This window comes from Microbispora sp. H10830 (genome assembly GCF_014161375.1).
Taxonomy (GTDB): Bacteria; Actinomycetota; Actinomycetes; order Streptosporangiales; family Streptosporangiaceae; genus Microbispora; species Microbispora catharanthi.
Genome location: NZ_JABBWX010000002.1, coordinates 14,156 through 33,926, shown reverse-complemented (window position 1 = coordinate 33,926; position 19,771 = coordinate 14,156). Strand labels below are relative to the sequence as shown.

Sequence of the window (19,771 nt, the reverse complement as noted above, 5' to 3'; positions counted from 1 at the left end):
CCATCCGGAAGAAAGAACTCCCTGCGTACAGGCCGTTCGGCCGTGGATTCGCCGGTATATTCGGGCGATGGCCGAGAGTCTTGATACGACGGACTGGTCCATTCTGGCCGAGCTGCAGCGCGACGGCCGTCTGCCGCTCACCGAGCTGGCCCGGCGGGTGAGCCTCAGCGCCTCCGCGACCACCGAACGGGTACGGCGCCTGGAGGCGGCCGGCGTCATCAGCGGCTACCGCGCCGTCGTCGACCTGGGAAAGGTCGGATACGCCGTGCTCGCCGTGGTGCGGCTGAAGTATCCGGGGAGCCGACACGAGCCGCTGCACCGGCTGCTCGGCGAGCGTACGGAGATCCTGGAGTGCCTGCGCACCACCGGCGACGACTGCTACACGCTCAAGGTCACCGCGACCTCCATGGCCCACCTGGAGAAGGTGGTGGACGAGCTCGCGCGGTTCGGCAGCACCACCACCAACATCGTCTACAGCGAGACGCTCCCCTACCGGGGGCCGCATTCCCCCGTGCCATCGAGCGGGTAGGCGAGGTCGCGGGCCACGGGGTCCTCCGGTGCGATGGGCTTGGGTGGTGATCAGGCGGCGGGCTTGGTGGCGGGCTGGGCCTTGAAGGAGATGGCCTCCATGAGGGCCTTGTGCTTGGTGTTCTGGAAGGCGGCGATCTTCCAGTCGCCGCCCGCGCGGCGGACCAGCGTGTAGGTCTGGATCTTGCCGAGCTTGCCGGGCCTGCCCTTGTGGACGTCGCCGCGTGTGACGACCAGCGCGGTGTCCGGGCCCGTGAAGCGGATGCCGACGATCTCACTGGCGAGCCGGGTGTCCTTGAGAAAGCTTTCGAACAGGGCCTGGTGGGCGCTGCCGATCTCGGTGCCGCCGACGTAGAGGGTGCCGACGTAGGTGATGTAGGTGGCGTCGGCGGTGAACTCCGCGCCGTAGGCGGCCCCGTCCCCCGCGTTCCAGGCGGCGGTGAGGCGGTCCAGAACGGCGGTCACGGCGGCGGTGTCGGCGGCGGTGTCGGCGGCGCGGGCGGTGGTGGACGCGTTCATTGCTCATACCCTCTCGTGATAGCTTCTTTGAAGCATTTGCTTCTTCAAAGATTTATCTTCTCTAAGGAAGAGATTAAGGAAGGGTCCGGCACGTGTCAACGCTCGACAACCCGGGAGCGGTGTACCGGCGCTACCTCAGCGCCGTGATGCTGCACGGCCACGCCGGCGCCAAGGCCGTCGGCCTTGGCGCGACCGACCTGTACGCGCTGAACATCCTGGGGCTGGGCGGCGCGATGACCCCCGGCGAGCTCGGCCGGCGCACCGGCCTGACCACCGGGCCCACGACCAGGCTGATCGACCGCCTGGAGCAGGCGGGTTACGTGCGCCGGGCGCCCGACCCGGACGACCGCCGCAAGGTCATCGTCGAACTCGTCGCCAGTCCCGGCGGCCTCGACGAGGCCCTGGCTCCGGCCCGCCAGAAGATCGGCGCCATCGTCCAGGGCTACTCGCCCGAGCAGCAGGCCGTCCTCTTCGACTACTTCGCCCGCGCCGCCGACGCGTACGTGGAGGCCACGGCGGAGCTCCACGACAAGCGGACCGATTGACGGACCTCGACCAGCCGGGACGTGCCGGGCCGGGTCACGCCTCCCGCGTCAGTCCGGCCGATCCCGCGACGGCGGCGCAGCGGTCCTCGCCGGGAGCCGCCCCGGTGGCGGCGTGCTCCAGCAGTGCCAGGAGGACAGGCCGGTCCTCGGGCGGGAGGGTGGAGAGCAGCTCGTCCTCGGCCTGCGCGACGCGCGCGTCCACTTCGGCGAGGACCCGCCGGCCGTGGTCGGTCGGCACGATGCGCCGCGCCCGGCGGTCGGCCGGGTCCTGTCTGCGCTCCAGGAGACCGCACCCCTCGAACTTGTCGAGCAGATAGGTCATGACCGTGCGGTCGATGCCGAGGCGGGCGGCGAGCGCGGCCTGCGTGGGCGGTGCGTCGTGCACGACCGCGGAGAGCACCTGGTAGCCGCGCACGCCGTGCGGCAGGTCGCGTGAAGCGTCCTCGACGCGTGCGCTCCACTCCCGCAGCAGCACGGTGAGGGACCACCCGAGCACGGAACCCTGCGATGAACCCTGCGATGACGGCGTCGGGGAGTCGGCTGGTTCGCGGGTGGTCACATCATCCACTCTAACCCGGAATACGATGACTTCTCGATAAGTTGTGTCGCATATCGTCTGTTAGACAGATTACTTCGCGAGAGGCCCGGCATGACGGACTACGGCCACGAACTGGCCTTCGGCACGTTCCTCACCCCGCAGAACCAGGACCCGCAGGGGCCGGTCCGGCTCGCCCAGGTCTCCGAGGCCGCCGGACTGGATCTCGTGACGTTCCAGGACCACCCCTACCAGCCGGGGTTCCTGGACACCTGGACGTTGCTGTCCTGGGTGGCCGCGCGCACCGAGCGGATCACGGTCTCAGGCAACGTGCTGAACCTGCCGCTGCGCCCGCCGGCCGTGCTGGCCAGGGCCGCGGCGTCGCTCGACCTGCTCTCCGGCGGCCGGTTCGCGCTCGGCATCGGCGCGGGCGGCTTCTGGGACGCGATCGAGTCGATGGGCGGCACCCGCCTGACGCCGGCCGAGTCCGTGACCGCGCTGGAGGAGGCCATCGAGATCATCCGCGGCATCTGGAACGCAGGTGAGCGCCGCATCCTGCGCGTCGACGGCGAACACCACCGCGTCGCGGGCGCCAAGCGCGGCCCGGCCCCCGCGCACGACATCCCGATCTGGCTCGGCGCCTACAAGCCGCGGATGCTGCGCCTGGTGGCGCGCGAGGCCGACGGCTGGCTGCCCTCGCTCGCCTACCTCAAGGACGGCGACCTGCGGCGCGGCAACACGATCATCGACGAGGCCGCCGAGGAGGCCGGGCGCGACCCGGCGCAGGTGCGCCGCCTGCTGAACATCAGTGGCGCGGTCGCCGAGACCCGTGAGGGCTTCCTGCGGGGACCGGTCGAGCAGTGGGTGGAGGAGCTGACCGCTCTGGCGCTGGAGGACGGCATCGGCACGTTCGTCCTGGGTTCGGACGACCCGCGGCTCATCCAGGTGTACGGAGAGGAGATCGCCCCCGCCGTACGGGAAGCGGTGGCGCGCGAACGGGCGACCACCGGCACCGTCCCCGCGGCCGCCCGTCGCGGAGCCGCCGCGATCGCGCTGCGCCGCGACGGCATCGACTACGACGAGGTCCCTGCGAGCCTCGCGGCCGACGCCGTCGAGCCCGGCGACCGCGCCTACGAGTCCGTGCGGCACAACTACCTGCGCGCCGGGTCCCCCGGCCTGGTGCTGCGCCCCCGGACGGTCGATCAGGTCGTCGAGGGGCTCGCGTACGCCCGGTCCCAGGACGTCCCGCTCGGCGTACGCTCCGGCGGGCACGGGATCAGCGGCCGTTCCACGAACGACGGCGGCATCGTGCTCGACCTCGGCGCGCTCAACGCCGTCCAGGTCGTGGATCCGGCCACGCGCAGGGTACGGCTGGGCGCGGGCGCGACCTGGGGCGAGGTCGCCGAGGCCCTGGTGCCGTACGGATGGGCGATCAGCTCGGGCGACTTCGGCGGCGTGGGCGTGGGCGGCCTCGCGACGACGGGCGGCGTCGGCCTGCTCGGGCGCGCGTTCGGCCTGACGATCGACCACGTCGTCGCCGCGGAGGTCGTGACCGCCGACGGCCGGGTGCTGCACGCCTCGCGGGAGGAGAACCCCGACCTGTTCTGGGGCCTGCGCGGCGCCGGAGGCAACCTCGGCGTGGTCACCTGGGTCGAGATCGAGGCGATGGAGCTCGGCGACGTCGTCTTCTCCCAGATGACCCTGGACGCCCGTGACACGGCCGGGCTCCTCGAGCGCTGGGGCGCCGCGGTCGAGAAGGCACCGCGTGAGCTGACGAGCTTCCTCATCCTCTCCCCGGCGCGCCGCGGTCAGGACGCGGTCGCCCAGCTCATGACCGTGTACGCCGGCGCGGACACCGAGGCCGCGGTGAGCGAGCTCGAACGGCTCGCCGAGGCCGGCCCGCTGCTGGGACACCAGGGATATGTACTGCCCTACTCGGGCGTCGTGCAGCCGGCCGAAAAACATCACACCGGCGGCGGGAGCCCCGCCGTACGCTCCGGGCTGGTCACCCATCTCGACGGGGACGTGAGCCGCGCCTTCGAGCGGATGGCGCAATCCGGGCTGTCCTACTTCCTGCAGATACGCGCCACCGGTGGGGCCTCGCACGACCTGGCTCCCGACGCGACCGCGTATCCGCACCGGCACCAGAACTTCGTGCTCACGGCCATGGGCGCGGCGCAGCCGGCCCTGGATGCCGCGTGGGACGCCGAGGTCGCGCCGTACGCCGACGGCCTCTACCTGTCCTTCGACACCGACACCCGGCCGGAACGGCTGCTCGACGCGTTCGGCGAGGCCAACCTCGCCCGGCTGCGGCGGGTCAAGCGCGCCTACGACCCGGACAACGTGTTCCGCGCGAACTTCCCCATCCAACCGGCGGACGACTGAGCTTCAGGCCCGTTGGAACCGAGCTCCCCAGTCGTGGATCCGGTCGAGCAGTTCGGGCGGCTCTATGACGCGGAATTCGGCGCCGAGCACGCCCAGTGACATGATCGGCCAATCCAGGGAGTGCGTGGTCATCCGGACCCGGCAATGCCCGGCGTCGACCTCCTCGATCGTGCAATAGCGGCCGATCCGCTCGCGCGCAGTGGTGGCCGGAGCGTCGACGAGCACCTCCACCCGGTACGGACGAGGCAGGTTGTCCAGTCCTGCACGGACGAACTCGGCGGCGTCGGCGGCGGGCAGGTCCCGGGGGCGGAACCGATAGCCGGTGGCCTCCGGCGCGGTCAGCCGATCGGCCCGGAAGCTTCGCCAGTCGTGCCGGGTGAGGTCGTACGCGACCAGATACCAGCGGCGGCTGAGGCAGACCAGCCGATGCGGTTCGACGTGCCGGTCGGTCTGCCGGCCGTCGGCCGCCTGATAGGTGAAGCGGAGCTGTTCACGGTCGCGGCAGGCCAGCGCGACCGTGGTGAGCACATCCGGATCGACGCCCGCCCCGGCCGGGCCGCCCCACTCGGCGGGCACGGTCATCGTGCGCAGGGCCTCGACCCGGTGCCGCAGCCGGGCCGGCATCACCTGCACCACCTTGGCCAGCACCCGCACCGAGGACTCGGCGATGCCCTCCACCGCCCCCTGAGCGGCGGTCCGCAGGCCCACGGCCAGGGCGACCGCCTCTTCGTCGTCGATGACCAGCGGCGGCAGTGCGGCGCCCGCGGCGAGCTGGTAGCCGCCGTCGACGCCGCGCTGCGCCTCGACCGGATAACCCAGCTCACGCAGCCGGTCGATGTCCCGGCGCAGGGTGCGTACGGAGACTCCCAACCGCTCGGCCAGTTCGGTGCCCTGCCAGTAACGATGGGTTTGGAGCAAGGAGAGCAACCGCAACGTCCGCGTGCTGGTGTTCGCCATGTCGTCGATTCTCTCGTCGATTCAGGCCAGAAAGTGACCGCTATGGCTCCTAGCGTGGTCCCTGACCGACGAGCGGAACAAACGGAAGGCGGAGAGACCGTGACCACCAACGAGTCGATCACCAGCGACATCGCCGACACGCCGGCCATCAGCGGCGAGCGCGCCGACCTGCTGGCGGCGCTGGCCACGAACCGGCACTTCCTGCGCTTCACGACCCGCGACCTCACCGACGAGCAGGCCGGGCAGCGGACCACGGCCAGCGAGTTGTGCCTGGGCGGCCTGATCAAACACGTCACCCTGGTCGAGCGGAACTGGGTGGACTTCATCCTGAACGGCCCGTCGGCGATGGGCGACGCCACGACCATGACCGAAGCCGACCGGGCCTGGTGGGCCGACCAGTTCCGGATGCTGCCCGGCGACACGCTCGCCGGCGTGCTGGCCGCCTACGCCGAGGTGGCCCGCCGTACGGACGAACTGGTGGCCACCCTGCCCGACCTCGACGTGACCCAGCCGCTGCCGAAGGCCCCGTGGTTCGAGGCGGGCGCGCGATGGTCGGCCCGCCGGGTGCTGATGCGCATCATCGCCGAGACCGCCCAGCACGCCGGCCACGCCGACATCATCCGCGAGTCCCTGGACGGCGCCAAAAGCATGGGCTGAGTCGCGAGGACGGGCAAGGGCCCTCACTCGAGGGCCTGCCCGAACTTCGCCCGGCCGAGAGTTCGACCCCCGCTGAACCGCCTTTCAGCCAGTGGCTCACCTCCTGATGGCGGTGCGCTTCCCTGGCTACGGCTCTCCGTGGCCGTCATTCGGTCAGTCGAGCTGCTGCCTTTCTCGCTGCTCGCAGGATCTCTTCGGACAGAGGGGAGCCCGCTGTCGCCCGGGCGAGCAGGAGAGCGCCCACAAGAGTGGACAGGGCGGCCAGCCCGGTGTCCTCAGGAGCGATCCAGCCGGCCATGTCGCGAATTCCGGCGGCGTAGGTGTCGCGCCATTCCGGATCTCGGGCGAAATCGCCGGCGAAACCGGCTGCCGGGCATCCGCTGCCGGGGTTGTCACGTGCTTCGGGTGACAGGTAGGAGTCGATCAGCGACGACCACGCGGCATCGTGACCACCGTGGCCGCCGTCCAAGAGCTGCCGGACGACCCGGCACCAGGCCAGGTGGACGCCTGGATCGAGCTGACCGATCTGGTCGGCGGCGAGGACTTCCGGCAACGGCTCCGGCGGATCGCCCTGGCCGGTGCCTCGTCGGTGGCATCGCGACTTCGCTGGGTCATTGGGGCGGGCCGGCCGTTCCGAAGGGTGGTCCGGCACGCGGCCGGGCCGGCCCCTACAGCGGAGTGAGCGGTTCGGCCTGGTAGGCCCGGTGCAGCACCTGCACGAAGGATGACGCTTCAGGCAAGGACACAGCGCCGATCCGGCGCACCGGCACTCCAGGGGTCCATGAGTTCATCACCACGGCCCCCGCCGCAGCCGGCAGGTCCGCGAGCGTGACCTCCTGGACGCGTTGGGGCACACCGAGGCGATCCAGTTGCCGCCGGACGATACCCATCGTGGTGCCGCTCAGCATCTCGGCCTCGGGCCACACCACGGCTGCGCCGTCCCAGAAGGCCAGATTCCAGATCGACCCCTCGCTGAGCCGGCCCCGGCGGTCGACGAAGGCGGCGTCGTCGAAGCCCTGTCGAACGGCCTGACGGGGAAAATACGTCTTGGCTATCTCGCCGACATGCTTCACGGCCGGGAGGACTCGTTCGTACTCGACCACTGCCAGCGTGAGCGGGCCCTGCGGGCCGGACGCGGCCGGTCCGGTACGCACCAGCAACTCGGGCTCCGAAGTAGCCCCTGTCACCGTGAACCCGCCCATTGGGGGATAAACGGTGGCTGTCAGCGAAAGGTCGGCCGGACCGGCCTGTAGCGCCGCCCGCAGACAGGCCCGCACTCGTTCGTCGGGCAATGCCCGGCCGAACAGTTCCACGGAGGCGGATCGCAGCCGCTCCAGATGAAGGTCGAGGCCCCGGACCCGGCCCCCACGTACCTGCATGGCGGTGAAGTGGGCATAGCCCCCGAAGGCGAGCGGCGCCAGCTCCTCGGCGCTCGCCGCGTGGCCATTACGGTGAGCAACATAAGAGGACATGCATCGCTCCAGCAGTGCGATATGGATTGGACTGCGGACAACCGCCATGGGCGACGTTAACGCCTCACATCAACCGAAGCCCAGGCAGGGAGATCGGTCCCTGGCCTGGGCTCCTGAGTGGGTGGAGTCTGGGCAGCCGCGGCTACTCGACGGCGTGCAGGTGCACGAGGAGCTCCCGGTGACCGTTGCTGATGAGGGTGGGGATCGGCTGCAACGCAGCGGCCGGCACCGCGAGCGACATGGTGGGGAAACGCTCGAAGAGCTGACGCAGGGCTTCTGCGACTTCGAGGCGGGCCAGAGGAGCGCCGAGGCAGAAGTGCACGCCATAGCCGAACGCCAGATGATCCTTGAGCCTACGGGTGACGTCGAAGGTGTCGGCGTCCGGCCCGTGCCATTCCGGGTGACGGTTGGCTGCCGCGTATGCGGCGAGGATGGGATCCCCCGCCGAGATGATCTGCCCGTCGGGCAGCTTGACGTCGGTGACGGCGAAACGCAGCGGCAGGTACTTGACGGCGGGCTCGTGGCGAAGGGTTTCCTCCACCACGTCGTCCCAGGTGGCCTGGCCGGTTTGGACGAGGTGAAGCTGGCCGGGGGACGTCAGCATCGCGAAGACGGCCTGGTCGATGACGTTGACGGTCGTCTCATACCCGGCGTTGATCATCAAAGACAGCGTGTCGCGCAGTTCCTGATCGGTGAAGCCCGCGCCGGCCGAATCCTCGTCCCGTGCCGCGATGAGAAAGGAGGTCATGTCGTCGCCGGGGTTGCTGCGCTTGGTGGCGATCAACTGGTCGATGCGCTCGTAGAGGCGTGCGCTGTTGGCCTGGGCCTGCTCAGGCGTGAGCGTACTGTCGAAGACGCGGTCGACCAGCTTCCGGAAACCGTCCCGCTGGTCTTCCGGCACGCCCATCAGATGACCGATCACGGCGATGGGCAGCGGGAACGCGAGTCGCTCGCGCAGGTCCACCACCTCGCCGCCGGGCACCGCGGCGAGGTCGTCGATCAACTCGGTGACCATGGACCGAATGGTCGGCTTCAGCTCGGCGATGCGGCGTGCGCTGAAGGCGGGAGCGACCATCCGCCGTAACCTGCGGTGGTCTGCGCCGTACGCGGTGAACATGTTCTGCACCGCGATCCACAGCGCGAGCGGCCAGGTGCTGGTCGTCTGCTGAAAGGCCGGGTAGTGCGCACGGCCGTCCTTGGAGACATCGGGGCTGGTGAGAAGAGTCTTGAGGACGGCGGGGTCGCTGACCGCCCAGGCGCGCAGGCCGAGGACGTCCACGGGGGTGGCCGGGCCACGAGCCCTCAGGGCCCGGTATTCGGCGTGCCGGTCGGCACCGGTGGGGTCGATGACGAACGGGAGGGGCTGGGACATCTGTCTTCTCCTTCAAGTCGCGATGGTGGAGCGACGGGAAAGGGGCCTCACGGGCAGGCTCATCCGGTCGGGCTCGCCACGGTGGCCGGATGCGGAATTCCGGAGTCTGTCTCGGGCCGTATCTGGGCGATCTGCTCCTCGCCGAACCGGCCAGGCCGGTAGTGCCCAGCAGGCTGGTCGATGGCGTTGATGACGACGATGAGGGACATCAGAGCAACGCGCTGCCGGTCCTCGTCAAACGATTTTCTGCTTGCGCGAGGAAGTTGCCGAAATAGGTGAGACGCGATTCCACGTAGCCTCCCTGCCGTTTTGCGGACACACGATTGACCGGGTAGTCCGGGCTATATATGACAGGAAGCCACATGTGACGTACGTCTTACCAGAGCCGCAGCGAAAACGGTGCAGCTCGGGTCAGACGGTCCGCCATGCCAACCGCGCCAAGGACGCCATGATTGAGCACAGGCAGCATGGCCCCCGAAGACATCGAATTGGTTCTCGACGACCACCGCGATATCGACATTCACGCTGAGAGCGTGCTTGAGAAGTTCTTACGGGGCTCAGCGGCGGCTCTAGGCCATCGAATTGGGAGTCGAAGATCTTTTCTTGCTCAAGCATGGCTCCGACCTGCTCATCTCGCCGTTCTTGATCGCTTGGCGATGAGATCATTCCGAGCGCATTCCGGATCTTGCCGAAGCTGTGAACCTTCCCTGTCGGCGCCGCCGTCTCCGACAGGCCCGGGTTCCGCCGCACAGTGGGCGCATGCGAGTCGTAATTGATCAGTGACGGTGAGTGATGACATCGTGCTTGCGTCTCGATCAACTCTCTCGGGAGGCAACCATGCTTGCTCGCCGTCTGCTAGCCGTCGCCGTCATCTCCGCCGCGGTCGGTGCGGTTACCACCGTGCCCGCCGTGGCCTCTGCTCGCCGGCACGTCGGCCGCACGCCCCTGGTCGGCCCCCCGGCGTGCGTCGACGTCAGCAACAATCGCGGCAACGGCACCCAGATGTACCTGTGGGAATGCCAGAACAACAACTCCAACCAGAAGTTCGTCTTCGACAACGGCCTCATCAAGGTGGAAGACACCGTCGGTAAGGGCCGGGAGATGTGTCTGGACGCCTCCAACAGCCGCGCCAACGGCACCCGCGTGTACCAGTGGCAGTGCCTCGGAAACGCCAACCAGCTCTGGGTCATCCAAAGGGGCCTGATCATCCTCAAGTCCACCCTCAACTCGGGCAACCGCGTTTGTCTGGACGTCACCAACAGCCGCGCCAACCTCGCGCCGGTATACCTGTGGCAGTGTGTGCCCAACAACAACCAGAAATTCGTGATCGACGACGGCCAGATCGTGGTCAAGGACACCCTTTCCTGATCCCCGGCCGCACCCGGCACCTTCCCGACGCACCGCAGGGCATGAGCGGCGGGCGGGACGCAACCCGCCTTCGGTGGGCCGGGGCTTAGAAACGAAGTCCCGGCCCGTCGACCGCCCCCAAGCACATAGGGTGACCGGCCACGCCGTGGCGATCGTAAGGGCTGCATCTGTGCGGAGGCGTGGCAAGTGATCTGCGGCCCTGCGGTGAGTGGGACAGAATACCGACGCATGCGGGATAAACCGGCAGGTCTGGCGGAAGCCGAACTGATGGTGGCAATGACCGAGGGCTGGGGCATAGCGCCCCACTCGGTCGAGTACCTCCCGGTGGGCGCAGGCAGCTACCACTGGTCGGTGGTGGACGAACGTGGGACGGCGTGGTTCGTCAAGGTGGACGACCTCGGCGTCGAGGGCGCTGGACGTGACGACGCGTTCGACCGGCTCGGCCGATCCTTCGGTGCCGCCCTGGCACTGCACCGGGACGCGGGGCTCGACTTCGTCCTCGCGCCGATCCCGACCACGACCGACGCCCCGGTCTGGCGGCTGACCTCGCGGTACGCCCTGTCGGTGTTTCCAATGGTGTCAGGTGCCGCCGGGCACTTCGGCGCCCACCGACCCGAGGACCGTGTCGAGGTGATCGACCTGCTGGCCGAGCTGCACGAGGCAACCCCGATCGTGGCGGACACCGCACCACGGGCCGACCTGGTGCTGCCCGCTCGGAACAAGCTGGAGGAGGCGCTGCAGGACCTCGACCGAGAGTGGACCGGCGGGCCTCATGCCGAGCCGGCCCGCACGCTGCTGTCCGTCTATGCCGGGCAAGTCCAACGATTGCTCGCCGACTTCGATCGGCGGGTCGACCAGGTACGAAACACTGCGGCGGTGTGGGTGGTCACACACGGCGAACCGCACCCCGGAAACGTCATGCGTACCCCGGCTGGACTGCGGCTCGTCGACTGGGGCACCGTGCAGATCGCGCCGCCAGAGCGGGACCTGTGGATGCTCACCCCCGCCCTCACCCGCATGCTCGGCAAGAACCCGGTTGGCGACGATGACGTACTCGTCCGTTACATCCGGGCCACCGGCCGGACCGTCTCATCCGCCGGCCTCGCTCTCTGTGCGCGTTGGTGGCGGCTCGCCGACATCGCCATCTTCGTCGACGAGCTGCGCCGGCCACACGGCACCGGTGAGGACATCGCCGCATCGTTGACTTACCTCACCGGCTATCTCGAATCCAGCTGAGACTGCTGGCGCAGGAGAGGGATGCGCCACCTTCGTGAACCGCGCTCCGTCTGCCTCGACGTCCCAGACACCTCGACATTCACTATCGAGGTACGGATCTGGAACAACGGGACACAGACCGTGTTCGTGGACGACCGGCCCGGAGACAAGGTCTTCCACTACTCGCTCGACCCCAACAGCTTCTGGCAGGTCTACGGGACGATGACCGGGCCCGACAGCACCTACATCTACTACACGTGGAACGAGAAGCAGATCCCGGCCTGACTCGGAACGGGCCCGCCGCCTCGTTCGGCGACCACATGCTTCCGACCTTTCAAGCGGCTCGATGAGCAACCGGATTCGTCGCCGTTCTTGTACTTCGCTGCTGCACGGAATCGCAAAGGCCATCTTCTGATCATGGGAGGTGGCCTTTGACGTGGGGCGGAGCCCCTCGTTGCTGCAGGACCGGACTCCGCCGCCGCCGAGGCCCCGTTCGCGGCGGCGGCCTCAGCCCTTGAAGGCGCCGTTCATGATCCCGGACACCATGCGCCGCCCGACGAAGACGAACAGGACGAGCAGCGGGAGGGTGGCGAGGAAGGAGCCGGACATGGCGAGCCCGAGGTCGATGTTGAAGCTGTTCTGCAACGCCTTGATCGCGATCTGGACGGTGTACATCTCCGGCGACTTCAGCACCACGAACGGCCACAGGAAGTCGTTCCACGCCGTGACGAAGCCCAGCAGACCGAGCACGAAGGCGGCGGGACGCACCAGCGGGAACGCGACGCGCCAGAAGATCTGCCAGGTCGAAGCCCCGTCGATGCGGGCCGCCTGAAGGATCTCGTCACTGATCGCGGACGATATGTGCTGACGCATCCAGAAGATGCCGAAGGCGTTGGCCAACCCGGGGACGATCAGCGCCTGGAGCGTGTCCACCCAGCCCAGCGACGAGATGATCATGTACTGGGGGACGATGGCGAGCTGGGTCGGCACGGTCATCGTCAGGACGACGAACAGGAACAGCGCGTTGCGGCCGCGGAAGCGCATCTTGGCGAACGCGAAGCCCGCCAGCGCGCACAGCACCGCCTGGCCCACGCCGATCGACCCGGCCACGACCAGGCTGTTGACGATCGACCGGACGAACGGCACGGTCGAGAACACCAGGCCGGCGAGGTGGAAGAAGTTGCCGCCCGGCACGATCTCGGGCGGCAGCTTGATCGCCGTCGCGGTGTCGGTGGTGGCGACGATGAACATCCAGTACAGGGGGAACAGGCAGGCGAAGGCGGCGAGCGCCAGCAGCGCGTAGACCCACCATCGGACCCGATCACCGGAGCGTGGCCTCGTCGTGCGCATGATCGCCCCCTCAGCCCTTGACCGGGCGGATCCGGGTGGACAGGAAGTAGTTGAGGCCGGCGAGCGCGACGACCATCACGAACAGCGCCACGCCGATCGCCGCGGCGTAGCCGAACTTGAACTGGATGAACCCCTGCTCGAACAGGAAGAGCGTGAGCGTCTGACACTGGCGGACCGGTCCGCAGGTGTTGGCCGCGCCACGGTTCATGAGCAGGGCCTCGGTGAAGATCTGCAGCCCGCCGATCGTCGAGGTCACGATCGTGAACACGATGACCGGCCGTAACGAGGGGAGGGAGATGTGCAGGAACTGCCGCACACCTCCGGCTCCGTCGACGGCGGCCGCCTCGTAGATCGCTCGGGGAACCGCCTGCAGTGAGGCCAGGTAGAGCAGCGTCGTGTAGCCGAACCACCGCCAGGTCACCATGACGGCGATCAGCACATGGCTGCCTATCACCGACTGGGTGAAGTCGATGTGCTCGAACCCCACCAGGCCGAGCAGCCAGTTCAGCAGCCCGTAGTCGCGGTCGAACATCTGGACGAACACGATGGCCGTGGCGGCCACCGAGGTGATGTACGGCACGAGCATCGTCATGCGGAAGAACACAGCGAGGCGCAGCCGTACGTGGTTGAGCATGTGCGCGAGCACCAGCGCGATCAGCAACTGCGGCACGGTGGACAGCAGCCAGATGCTCACGGTGTTGCGCGCCGCGTTCCAGAACCGCACGTCCCCGAGCAGCCGGCTGAAGTTGTCCAGTCCGACGAACACGTGCTCGCCGATCGGGTTCCAGTCGAACAGCGCCACGTAGAAGGTGAACAACAGCGGGATGAGGCCGAACACCGCGAAGAGCACGAAGAACGGGGTGATGTAGGCGTAGGGGGCGACGATCTCGGTGAAACCGCGCCGCGCCGCCTCCACCGGCGGGGCGGGGGGCAGGCCCGCCTTGGTGGGGGTGATGCTCGTCGTCACGGTCTGCTCGCTTCCCCGCCGCCGGCGCCGTGCCGTGAGGACGGCCCGCGCCGGCGGCGCTCGTGAAGGGTCCTAGCCGCCGATCGCGTTCTTGATGTTGGTCACCGCCGCGTCCCACGCCTTCGCGGGATCACCCTTGCCCTGCTCGACGTTGGTGATGGCGTTCGTGAACTCAATACCGATCGTGGTGCTGTCGGGCCCGATGAGGAACGGCTTCAGGCCAAGCAGAGAGTCGGTGTAGATCGTGCCGATCGGCGCGCCGGAGAAGAACTCGTCCTTGGCGGAGGTGAGCTTCGGGTCCTTGTAGACCGACGGGGTCGCGGGCAGCGACCTGGCCTTCGAGAAGTGGTCGAGCTGGCCCTGCGGCGACTGTGTGGCGGCGATGTAGTCCCAGGCGGCCTTCGGGTTCTTGGCGCCCTTGGGGATGGCGAGGAAGCTGCCGCCCCAGTTGCCCGAGCCGCCGGGGATCGTGGCGATGTCCCAGTTGCCCTTGGTGTCGGGGGCGTTGTCGCGGATGGAGCCGAGCATCCAGACCGGTGCGGCGATGACGGCGAAGTCCCCCTTCTTCATCGCGGCGCTCCAGCCCTCGGTGAAGGTGCTCTGCTTGGCGGTGATCCCGGCGGCCACGGCCTTGAGCGCCAGGTCGAAGGCGGACTTGACCTGGGGGCTCCGTTCGTACACCAGGTTGCCCGCGGGGTCGTAGTACTTCTCCTGCCCCTGGTTGACCACCTGCGAGTAGATGCTCCCGCCGGCGTTGTCGACGAACGCCTTGCCGGTGGCCGCCGTGTACTTCTTGCCGGTCTCGATGAAGGCGTCCCAAGTGGGCCAGAGCTTGCTGACCTCCTCGCGGTCCGTCGGCAGCCCGGCCTTCTTGAACAGGTCGGCGCGGTAGGCGATGGCCATGCCGCCGACGTCGGTCGGGATGCCGATGATCGAACCGTCCTTGGCCGTGGGCTGGCTGATCACCCAGTCGAGGTAGTCACCCTTGATCTTGTCGGCGCCCATCGTGCGCAGGTCGACGAAGTTCTGCGGCTGCTGGACGAACTTGGGCAGGTCGTCGCCCTGGATCAGCACCAGATCGGGCACCTTGCCGCCGGCCAGCGCCGTCGTGAGCGCCTGCGCCGTCTCCTGCGCGTTCCCCACCTCGGTCAGCTTGATCTGGATGTCCGGCTTTATCTTCTTGTACTCCTCCGCGGACCCCTTCGCGTCGATCCCGGTGAACGACCAGAACTCGAACGACTTGCCGTCGGACCCGCCGGAGGAAGTCCCGGACGACGAGCCTGAGCACGCTGCCATGCCGAGGGCCGCGGTAGCGGCGAACACGACCGCTGAGACGTTGCGGAACTTCACGGCGACCTCTTTTCGCTTGCTGTGGTCAGGGATGTGAGGCGCGGCCCGGCATTGAGAGTGCGCTGCGCTCGCCGGACACCTCCTACGTTCAGGACCCCCGTGCTTGCCTGGAGCGTAGGACGGCGACGGCGCCGTGCTACTTCAGACTCCGGACCGCGAACACCGGACAGGTTCGGCACCGCCATGCTGACCTGGTATTTCACCCGCGGAGTCTGCTGACTCCACGCTCTGGAGCCTGAAACTTTCGGTGGCGTCACTTCGATCATTGCTCCAGGACATTAGGCCGCTGTCAACCTGAGCGTCAATGATCTGGCGGCTGGCTTCCTGAAACAATCGGCCCACCGGTTTTATGTTTTCGGAGACGTGCCGCCCCTCACCAGGACAACGGAGGCGGCCTTCACCGCAGGTCATCGGGAACGAGGGAGAGATCCGACGCCCACGGGCCGGAGGCGTCACCTTGACTCGAACGCGCAAACGCCTTTGCCCAGGCTTGTCCAAGTATCGCTGCCGGGTCAGAATCAGTTCAGCCTTCAACTACTTGGTTGTAGGGTCACTGCACGGATGAGGAGAGGCATGAAGCGCACGATCTCCGTTCTCGCCGTCACCACCGGCGTCCTCGGCGCCACGCTCACCGGCATCAGCCCCGCGTCCGCCTCGGCAGTCGACTGCTCCACAGGCGGCTACACCTGGGTCCGGAACAGCTACGTCCCCACCAACGACCAGCGGCCTGCGGTGGATGGTCGTAGCTACAATCTCTCCGGTTCGACGGCATACACGTACGAGGTCTGCCTCGACATCCCGGACACTGAGACGTTCACGATCGAGGTGCGGATCTATCATCCGGGCGGGCCCACGGACGTGTTCGTGGACGACCGGCCCGGGGACAAGATCTTCCGCTACTCGCCCGGCGCCAACACTTTCTGGCAGGTCTACGGCACCATGACCGGGCCCGGCAGCACCTACCTCTACTACACCTGGTACGAGAAGCAGATCCCGGCCTGACGTGAAACGGGCCGGCCGCCTCGCCCGCCGAAGTGGCCGGCCCCGACATGCCTCGCGGTTCCCTGGAGCCGGCTCCAGGGTGGAGCATTCGAGAGCCGACTCCATCTGATCGGACCGGATGACCTATGCCGCGCATGCTCAGTGATGCCCGCCGTACAAAGAGACTCGCTCGTCTACGCGTGACTCTTATCGTCGCGGCTGCTGGTCGGCGTCGCGCTTCGTCGGCTGTGGCGCAGAGTCCTCCACGAAGCGAGGACGGCAGGCGAACCAGCCGGCGATCACCCCTGGAATGGCGGTCGCAGCGAGCACCAGGAGCGGGATCGACCATGATCCGGTCGCCTCGCGTAGAAGGCCCAAACCGATCGGGCCGAAGCATGCCAGCCCATAGCCGATGCCCTGAACGAAGCCCGACACGGCGGAGGCTGTCTGCGGGCTCTTGGTTCGACGGTTGATGAGGGTCATGCAGAGCGGGAAGGTGCTCACCCCGATTCCCAGCGCGCATGCCCACACCAGCGTGCCATTGAGCGGGGACAGGAGCATGCCCAGGTATCCCGCTACCAGGAAGATCGCGCACCCGACGACCACGATGAACGGGTTCGTCATGCGCGTGGCCAGGTGTGGCACCACCAAGGCCGCGAGCATGCCCCATGCCGAGTAGAGCGCGACCATGGAGCCGCCCAGGGCCGCGCTGCCTCCTGCGTCGGTGAGCACTGCCGGGACCCAGGTGATGATCCCGTAGTTGGACAGCGAAATCATCGCGAAGAGGATCACCAGGCCCCAGACGGTTGACGACCGGCTGATCCTTGGTCCCGCATCGGCCGCCGTCACGGCCGCTGGCGCGTGGTGATCAGCGGGCAGCCTGACTGCCAGGATGAGCCAGACCACGCCAGCCACAGCAGCTGGTCCCGCCCAGATACCTACCGAGAACCGCCACGTCGCCGCTTCTGCCACCGGGACCGCGAGGAGCGGGGCGATGAACTGGCCCGCCTGCATGAGGATCAGGTAAAGCGAAGTCCCCAGGGCCAGTCGATCGGCGAACCATGCCTTCACCAACGGAACGACCACGACGTTCGCGGCTCCGATTCCGGCCAGTGCCAGCACGGTCGAAAGCACCAGCAACAAGGGCGTTGGAGAGAAGGCGCGCATCAGGAGCGACAGAGCCGTCAGGCCCAGCGCCACAGTGGCCGTGCGCTCGAGGCCGAACTTCCTCGTCACCGCTGGGGCGAGAAACCCGAAGATGCCGAAGGACACCGCTGGCACAGTGCCGAGCAGGCCGGACAGCGTCACCCCGAAGCCGAGATCGGATCCGATGATCTCCAGAAGCGGAGTGAACCCGGTCACGGCCGTTCGCAGGTTGACCGCTGTCAGGGCGATGGCGAGCCAGGCCCACAAGGTCAGACGCCCACGATGCAACGGAACGAGCGACGAGGAGAGCGTTGCCACGTTATACTCCATTGTAAGGTTAGCAGATGATGGGGTTATGGGATGACTTTCGAAGAGTCTGGCACGCGACAGCCGATGCGTCGAGTGGGACTCATCGACCAGGCCGCCGAGCGCTTCCGCGAGGAGGTGGTCTCTGGACGCTGGCCGGTCGGTGAGCGGATACCGACCGAGGCCGCACTGGTGTCGGAGTTCGGGATCGGTCGGAACACAGTGCGCGAGGCGGTGCAGTCACTGGTGCACGCAGGTCTGCTGCGCCGTGAGCAGGGCCGCGGCACCTTCGTCATCTCCAGCTCCGAGCTGACAGGCACTCTTGAACGTCAGCTCGCCGGTGGCACCCGTCGCCACTACCTGGAACTACGCCTTGCCCTTGACAGCGCTGCAGCGTCACTGGCCGCATTGAACCGCTCAGATGCCGACGTCGAACTGCTGCGCGAGCTGCGCGACCGTCGAGAAGCGAGCTGGTCGGCCGATGATCCCGACCTGCGAGCGAGCGCTGACCTCGCCCTGCACCGCGCGATCGTGGCAGCGACGCACAACCCTCTCTACGTCAAGCTGTACTCCAGCATGCTCGACATCTTCGCTGCCCACATGCGCGACGAGAAGAGCGAGGATGAGGACGCGGCACACCGCTACCACCATGAGCTGGTCGAGGCGATCGCGGACGGGGACGCCGACCGTGCTGCCACGAAGGTGGTTTCCATCTTCAAACCCTTCATGCGCTGAACCACGCAATCGCCTCTCCGCTCGGGCGAGGCGTCTCCGACGATGCCCCGCAACGCGAAGCACTGCAGGCCGCTGATCGTGCTGACATAGGGCGGAAGCGCTCAAGGAGATGGGCGTCAAGGGCCTGCACTTCCACGACCTGCGGCACACGGGCAACACGCTCGCCGCGCAGTCGGGCGCAAGCCTGGCAGACCTCAAGGCGCGGATGGGCCACGACAGCGACCGGATCGCGCTGATCTACCGGCACGATACGCGAGACGCCGACCGGAAGATCGCCGATGGCTGAGCTCGCGAGTCGAGGCAGAGCGCGATGCCGGCAAGAGCTATTGCACGTTAATGACACGAACGCCGCTTCCCATGATCGGAGAAGCGGCGTTTTGGCTGGTGGAGCCTAGGAGATTCGAACCCCTGACCTCCTGCTCGCAAATCGGCCTGATCACCAGGGACATCGGCCGCGACCTGAGCGAGGGACAGTCCGCGTGCGACCGCGAGTCCCCCTGCTGACCGCTCTCAATGGCCCGCTAATGGCCCGACTCTGCGGCCCCCACAACGCAATAGCCCCACGATGGACAATGTGGTGCTACTTGGTAGCACCACATAGCACGCCCCCTCCACACTTGTGGGGTGAGCATCTCTGAGCCTGAACGTTCCCATCAGATCTCGCAGCGCGATCTCCGCAACCGGTCTGCAGAGATCATGGATGGACTGGAACGCGGGAAACGGTACGCCGTGACTCGTAATGGCCATCACATCGGCGACCTCGTGCCGGTCCGTCGCCGGCGCCGGGCCGTCTCACGAGCGGAGTTCGCCGCCATGTCCCGAGGTATGCCGCGTCTCGATGACCGGAAGTACCGCGAGGACATGGACCGGCACGTCAACGACGATCTCTACGACCCCTACGATCGCGCGTAGGCAGAGGCGAGTTCAGCGAGGGCGAACAAAGACCCTCACGCAAGGGCTGCTCGACATCAACATCCTCATCCTGCGCGCTGGGATCGACCCGGACGAGCTGCCCGACGAAATGACCATCAGCGCCATCACAGCGGCGGAGTTCTCGGTCGGCGTGCTCGTGGCGTCCGGGCCGCAGGAACTCGCTCAGCGGATGAAGATCCTGCAGGCCGCCGAGGCTGAGTTCGACCCTCTTCCCTTCGACGAGACCGCTGCCCGCGAGTACGGCCAACTCTGGACCGCTGTCATCGCCTCAGGCCGCAACCCGCGTCCCCGCACAGCAGATTTGATGATCGCTTGCGTGGCGATGGCCAACCAACTGCCGCTCTACACCTGCAACCCAAAGGATTTCAGGGGCCTGGATCATCTGCTCACAGTGGTTCCGGTCACTCGACCACAGTGGAACGGCACCTGAGACGTGCTTTCGTTCGCAGG

23 protein-coding genes are annotated in these 19,771 nt (G+C 67.6%); 12 read left to right on the top strand and 11 right to left on the bottom strand.

What is annotated here, in order from left to right; all coding sequences use genetic code 11:
- Positions 1-67: 67 nt before the first annotated feature.
- Positions 68-529 carry an Lrp/AsnC family transcriptional regulator gene (locus HHX35_RS04935; RefSeq protein WP_041952948.1) on the top strand — a complete coding sequence of 154 codons (462 nt, stop codon included), beginning with the start codon at positions 68-70 and terminating at the stop codon, positions 527-529.
- A gap of 50 nt (positions 530-579) precedes the next feature.
- On the opposite strand, the gene HHX35_RS04930 is transcribed toward HHX35_RS04935, so the two are convergent.
- Positions 580-1,047 carry an SgcJ/EcaC family oxidoreductase gene (locus HHX35_RS04930; RefSeq protein WP_182897826.1) on the bottom strand — a complete coding sequence of 156 codons (468 nt, stop codon included), beginning with the start codon at positions 1,045-1,047 and terminating at the stop codon, positions 580-582.
- Positions 1,048-1,139: 92 nt separating this feature from the next.
- Between HHX35_RS04930 and HHX35_RS04925 the strand changes: the two genes are divergently transcribed.
- Positions 1,140-1,592 carry a MarR family winged helix-turn-helix transcriptional regulator gene (locus HHX35_RS04925; RefSeq protein WP_231532213.1) on the top strand — a complete coding sequence of 151 codons (453 nt, stop codon included), beginning with the start codon at positions 1,140-1,142 and terminating at the stop codon, positions 1,590-1,592.
- A 34-nt stretch (positions 1,593-1,626) separates the two neighbouring features.
- On the opposite strand, the gene HHX35_RS04920 is transcribed toward HHX35_RS04925, so the two are convergent.
- Entirely contained in the window at positions 1,627-2,151 is a 525-nt protein-coding gene (locus HHX35_RS04920; RefSeq protein ID WP_182897825.1) for a MarR family winged helix-turn-helix transcriptional regulator, read from the bottom strand.
- Between the two features lie 90 nt (positions 2,152-2,241).
- Between HHX35_RS04920 and HHX35_RS04915 the strand changes: the two genes are divergently transcribed.
- On the top strand, positions 2,242-4,512 hold the full coding sequence (locus tag HHX35_RS04915; RefSeq protein WP_182897824.1) for an LLM class flavin-dependent oxidoreductase: 2,271 nt from the start codon (positions 2,242-2,244) through the stop codon (positions 4,510-4,512).
- Between the two features lie 3 nt (positions 4,513-4,515).
- On the opposite strand, the gene HHX35_RS04910 is transcribed toward HHX35_RS04915, so the two are convergent.
- A complete protein-coding gene (locus HHX35_RS04910; RefSeq protein ID WP_182897823.1) occupies positions 4,516-5,469 on the bottom strand; it encodes a YafY family protein in 954 nt (317 codons plus the stop codon).
- Positions 5,470-5,568: 99 nt separating this feature from the next.
- Between HHX35_RS04910 and HHX35_RS04905 the strand changes: the two genes are divergently transcribed.
- A complete protein-coding gene (locus HHX35_RS04905) occupies positions 5,569-6,126 on the top strand; it encodes a DinB family protein (protein WP_310738901.1) in 558 nt (185 codons plus the stop codon).
- Positions 6,127-6,271: 145 nt separating this feature from the next.
- On the opposite strand, the gene HHX35_RS04900 is transcribed toward HHX35_RS04905, so the two are convergent.
- The 4 genes from HHX35_RS04900 to HHX35_RS04885 form a co-directional block, all read right to left on the bottom strand.
- Positions 6,272-6,679 (bottom strand): hypothetical protein, encoded by a 408-nt coding sequence (locus HHX35_RS04900; RefSeq protein WP_182897821.1) that lies wholly within the window; start codon positions 6,677-6,679, stop codon positions 6,272-6,274.
- Between the two features lie 115 nt (positions 6,680-6,794).
- Positions 6,795-7,598, bottom strand: a complete 804-nt coding sequence (locus tag HHX35_RS04895) for an aminotransferase class IV family protein (RefSeq protein WP_182897820.1) — start codon at positions 7,596-7,598, stop codon at positions 6,795-6,797.
- Between the two features lie 142 nt (positions 7,599-7,740).
- Entirely contained in the window at positions 7,741-8,970 is a 1,230-nt protein-coding gene (locus HHX35_RS04890; RefSeq protein ID WP_182897819.1) for a cytochrome P450, read from the bottom strand.
- Positions 8,971-9,029: 59 nt separating this feature from the next.
- A complete protein-coding gene (locus tag HHX35_RS04885) occupies positions 9,030-9,179 on the bottom strand; it encodes a hypothetical protein (RefSeq protein WP_156101935.1) in 150 nt (49 codons plus the stop codon).
- Positions 9,180-9,807: 628 nt separating this feature from the next.
- Between HHX35_RS04885 and HHX35_RS04880 the strand changes: the two genes are divergently transcribed.
- The 3 genes from HHX35_RS04880 to HHX35_RS04870 all read left to right on the top strand — a co-directional run bounded on the left by HHX35_RS04880 (position 9,808) and on the right by HHX35_RS04870 (position 11,838).
- Positions 9,808-10,338, top strand: a complete 531-nt coding sequence (locus HHX35_RS04880; protein WP_182897818.1) for an RICIN domain-containing protein — start codon at positions 9,808-9,810, stop codon at positions 10,336-10,338.
- A 228-nt stretch (positions 10,339-10,566) separates the two neighbouring features.
- Entirely contained in the window at positions 10,567-11,574 is a 1,008-nt protein-coding gene (locus HHX35_RS04875) for a phosphotransferase (RefSeq protein WP_220505069.1), read from the top strand.
- Between the two features lie 21 nt (positions 11,575-11,595).
- Entirely contained in the window at positions 11,596-11,838 is a 243-nt protein-coding gene (locus HHX35_RS04870) for a hypothetical protein (protein WP_182897817.1), read from the top strand.
- A 222-nt stretch (positions 11,839-12,060) separates the two neighbouring features.
- Here HHX35_RS04870 and HHX35_RS04865 read toward each other — a convergent pair whose 3' ends face one another.
- From HHX35_RS04865 to HHX35_RS04855, 3 genes are all read right to left on the bottom strand, one after another.
- Positions 12,061-12,903 carry a carbohydrate ABC transporter permease gene (locus HHX35_RS04865; RefSeq protein ID WP_041952961.1) on the bottom strand — a complete coding sequence of 281 codons (843 nt, stop codon included), beginning with the start codon at positions 12,901-12,903 and terminating at the stop codon, positions 12,061-12,063.
- Between the two features lie 10 nt (positions 12,904-12,913).
- Entirely contained in the window at positions 12,914-13,870 is a 957-nt protein-coding gene (locus HHX35_RS04860) for a carbohydrate ABC transporter permease (RefSeq protein ID WP_182897816.1), read from the bottom strand.
- A 72-nt stretch (positions 13,871-13,942) separates the two neighbouring features.
- Positions 13,943-15,220, bottom strand: coding sequence for an ABC transporter substrate-binding protein (locus HHX35_RS04855; protein WP_041952963.1), 1,278 nt, complete (start codon positions 15,218-15,220; stop codon positions 13,943-13,945).
- Between the two features lie 573 nt (positions 15,221-15,793).
- Here HHX35_RS04855 and HHX35_RS04850 point away from each other — a divergent pair.
- Complete coding sequence (locus tag HHX35_RS04850) at positions 15,794-16,222, top strand: hypothetical protein (protein ID WP_041952964.1); 429 nt, start codon at positions 15,794-15,796, stop codon at positions 16,220-16,222.
- 186 nt (positions 16,223-16,408) lie between these two features.
- On the opposite strand, the gene HHX35_RS04845 is transcribed toward HHX35_RS04850, so the two are convergent.
- Positions 16,409-17,665 (bottom strand): CynX/NimT family MFS transporter, encoded by a 1,257-nt coding sequence (locus tag HHX35_RS04845; RefSeq protein WP_182897815.1) that lies wholly within the window; start codon positions 17,663-17,665, stop codon positions 16,409-16,411.
- 84 nt (positions 17,666-17,749) lie between these two features.
- Here HHX35_RS04845 and HHX35_RS04840 point away from each other — a divergent pair, with 84 nt between their 5' ends.
- The 4 genes from HHX35_RS04840 (at position 17,750) to HHX35_RS04825 (ending at position 19,751) form a co-directional block, all read left to right on the top strand.
- Complete coding sequence (locus tag HHX35_RS04840) at positions 17,750-18,388, top strand: FCD domain-containing protein (protein ID WP_310738900.1); 639 nt, start codon at positions 17,750-17,752, stop codon at positions 18,386-18,388.
- 109 nt (positions 18,389-18,497) lie between these two features.
- Positions 18,498-18,674: a tyrosine-type recombinase/integrase gene (locus HHX35_RS04835; RefSeq protein WP_182897814.1), complete on the top strand. Its 177-nt coding sequence runs from the start codon at positions 18,498-18,500 to the stop codon at positions 18,672-18,674.
- Between the two features lie 338 nt (positions 18,675-19,012).
- Positions 19,013-19,300 carry a type II toxin-antitoxin system Phd/YefM family antitoxin gene (locus HHX35_RS04830; protein ID WP_182897813.1) on the top strand — a complete coding sequence of 96 codons (288 nt, stop codon included), beginning with the start codon at positions 19,013-19,015 and terminating at the stop codon, positions 19,298-19,300.
- 109 nt (positions 19,301-19,409) lie between these two features.
- Complete coding sequence (locus HHX35_RS04825; RefSeq protein ID WP_231532216.1) at positions 19,410-19,751, top strand: type II toxin-antitoxin system VapC family toxin; 342 nt, start codon at positions 19,410-19,412, stop codon at positions 19,749-19,751.
- Positions 19,752-19,771 lie beyond the last annotated feature (20 nt).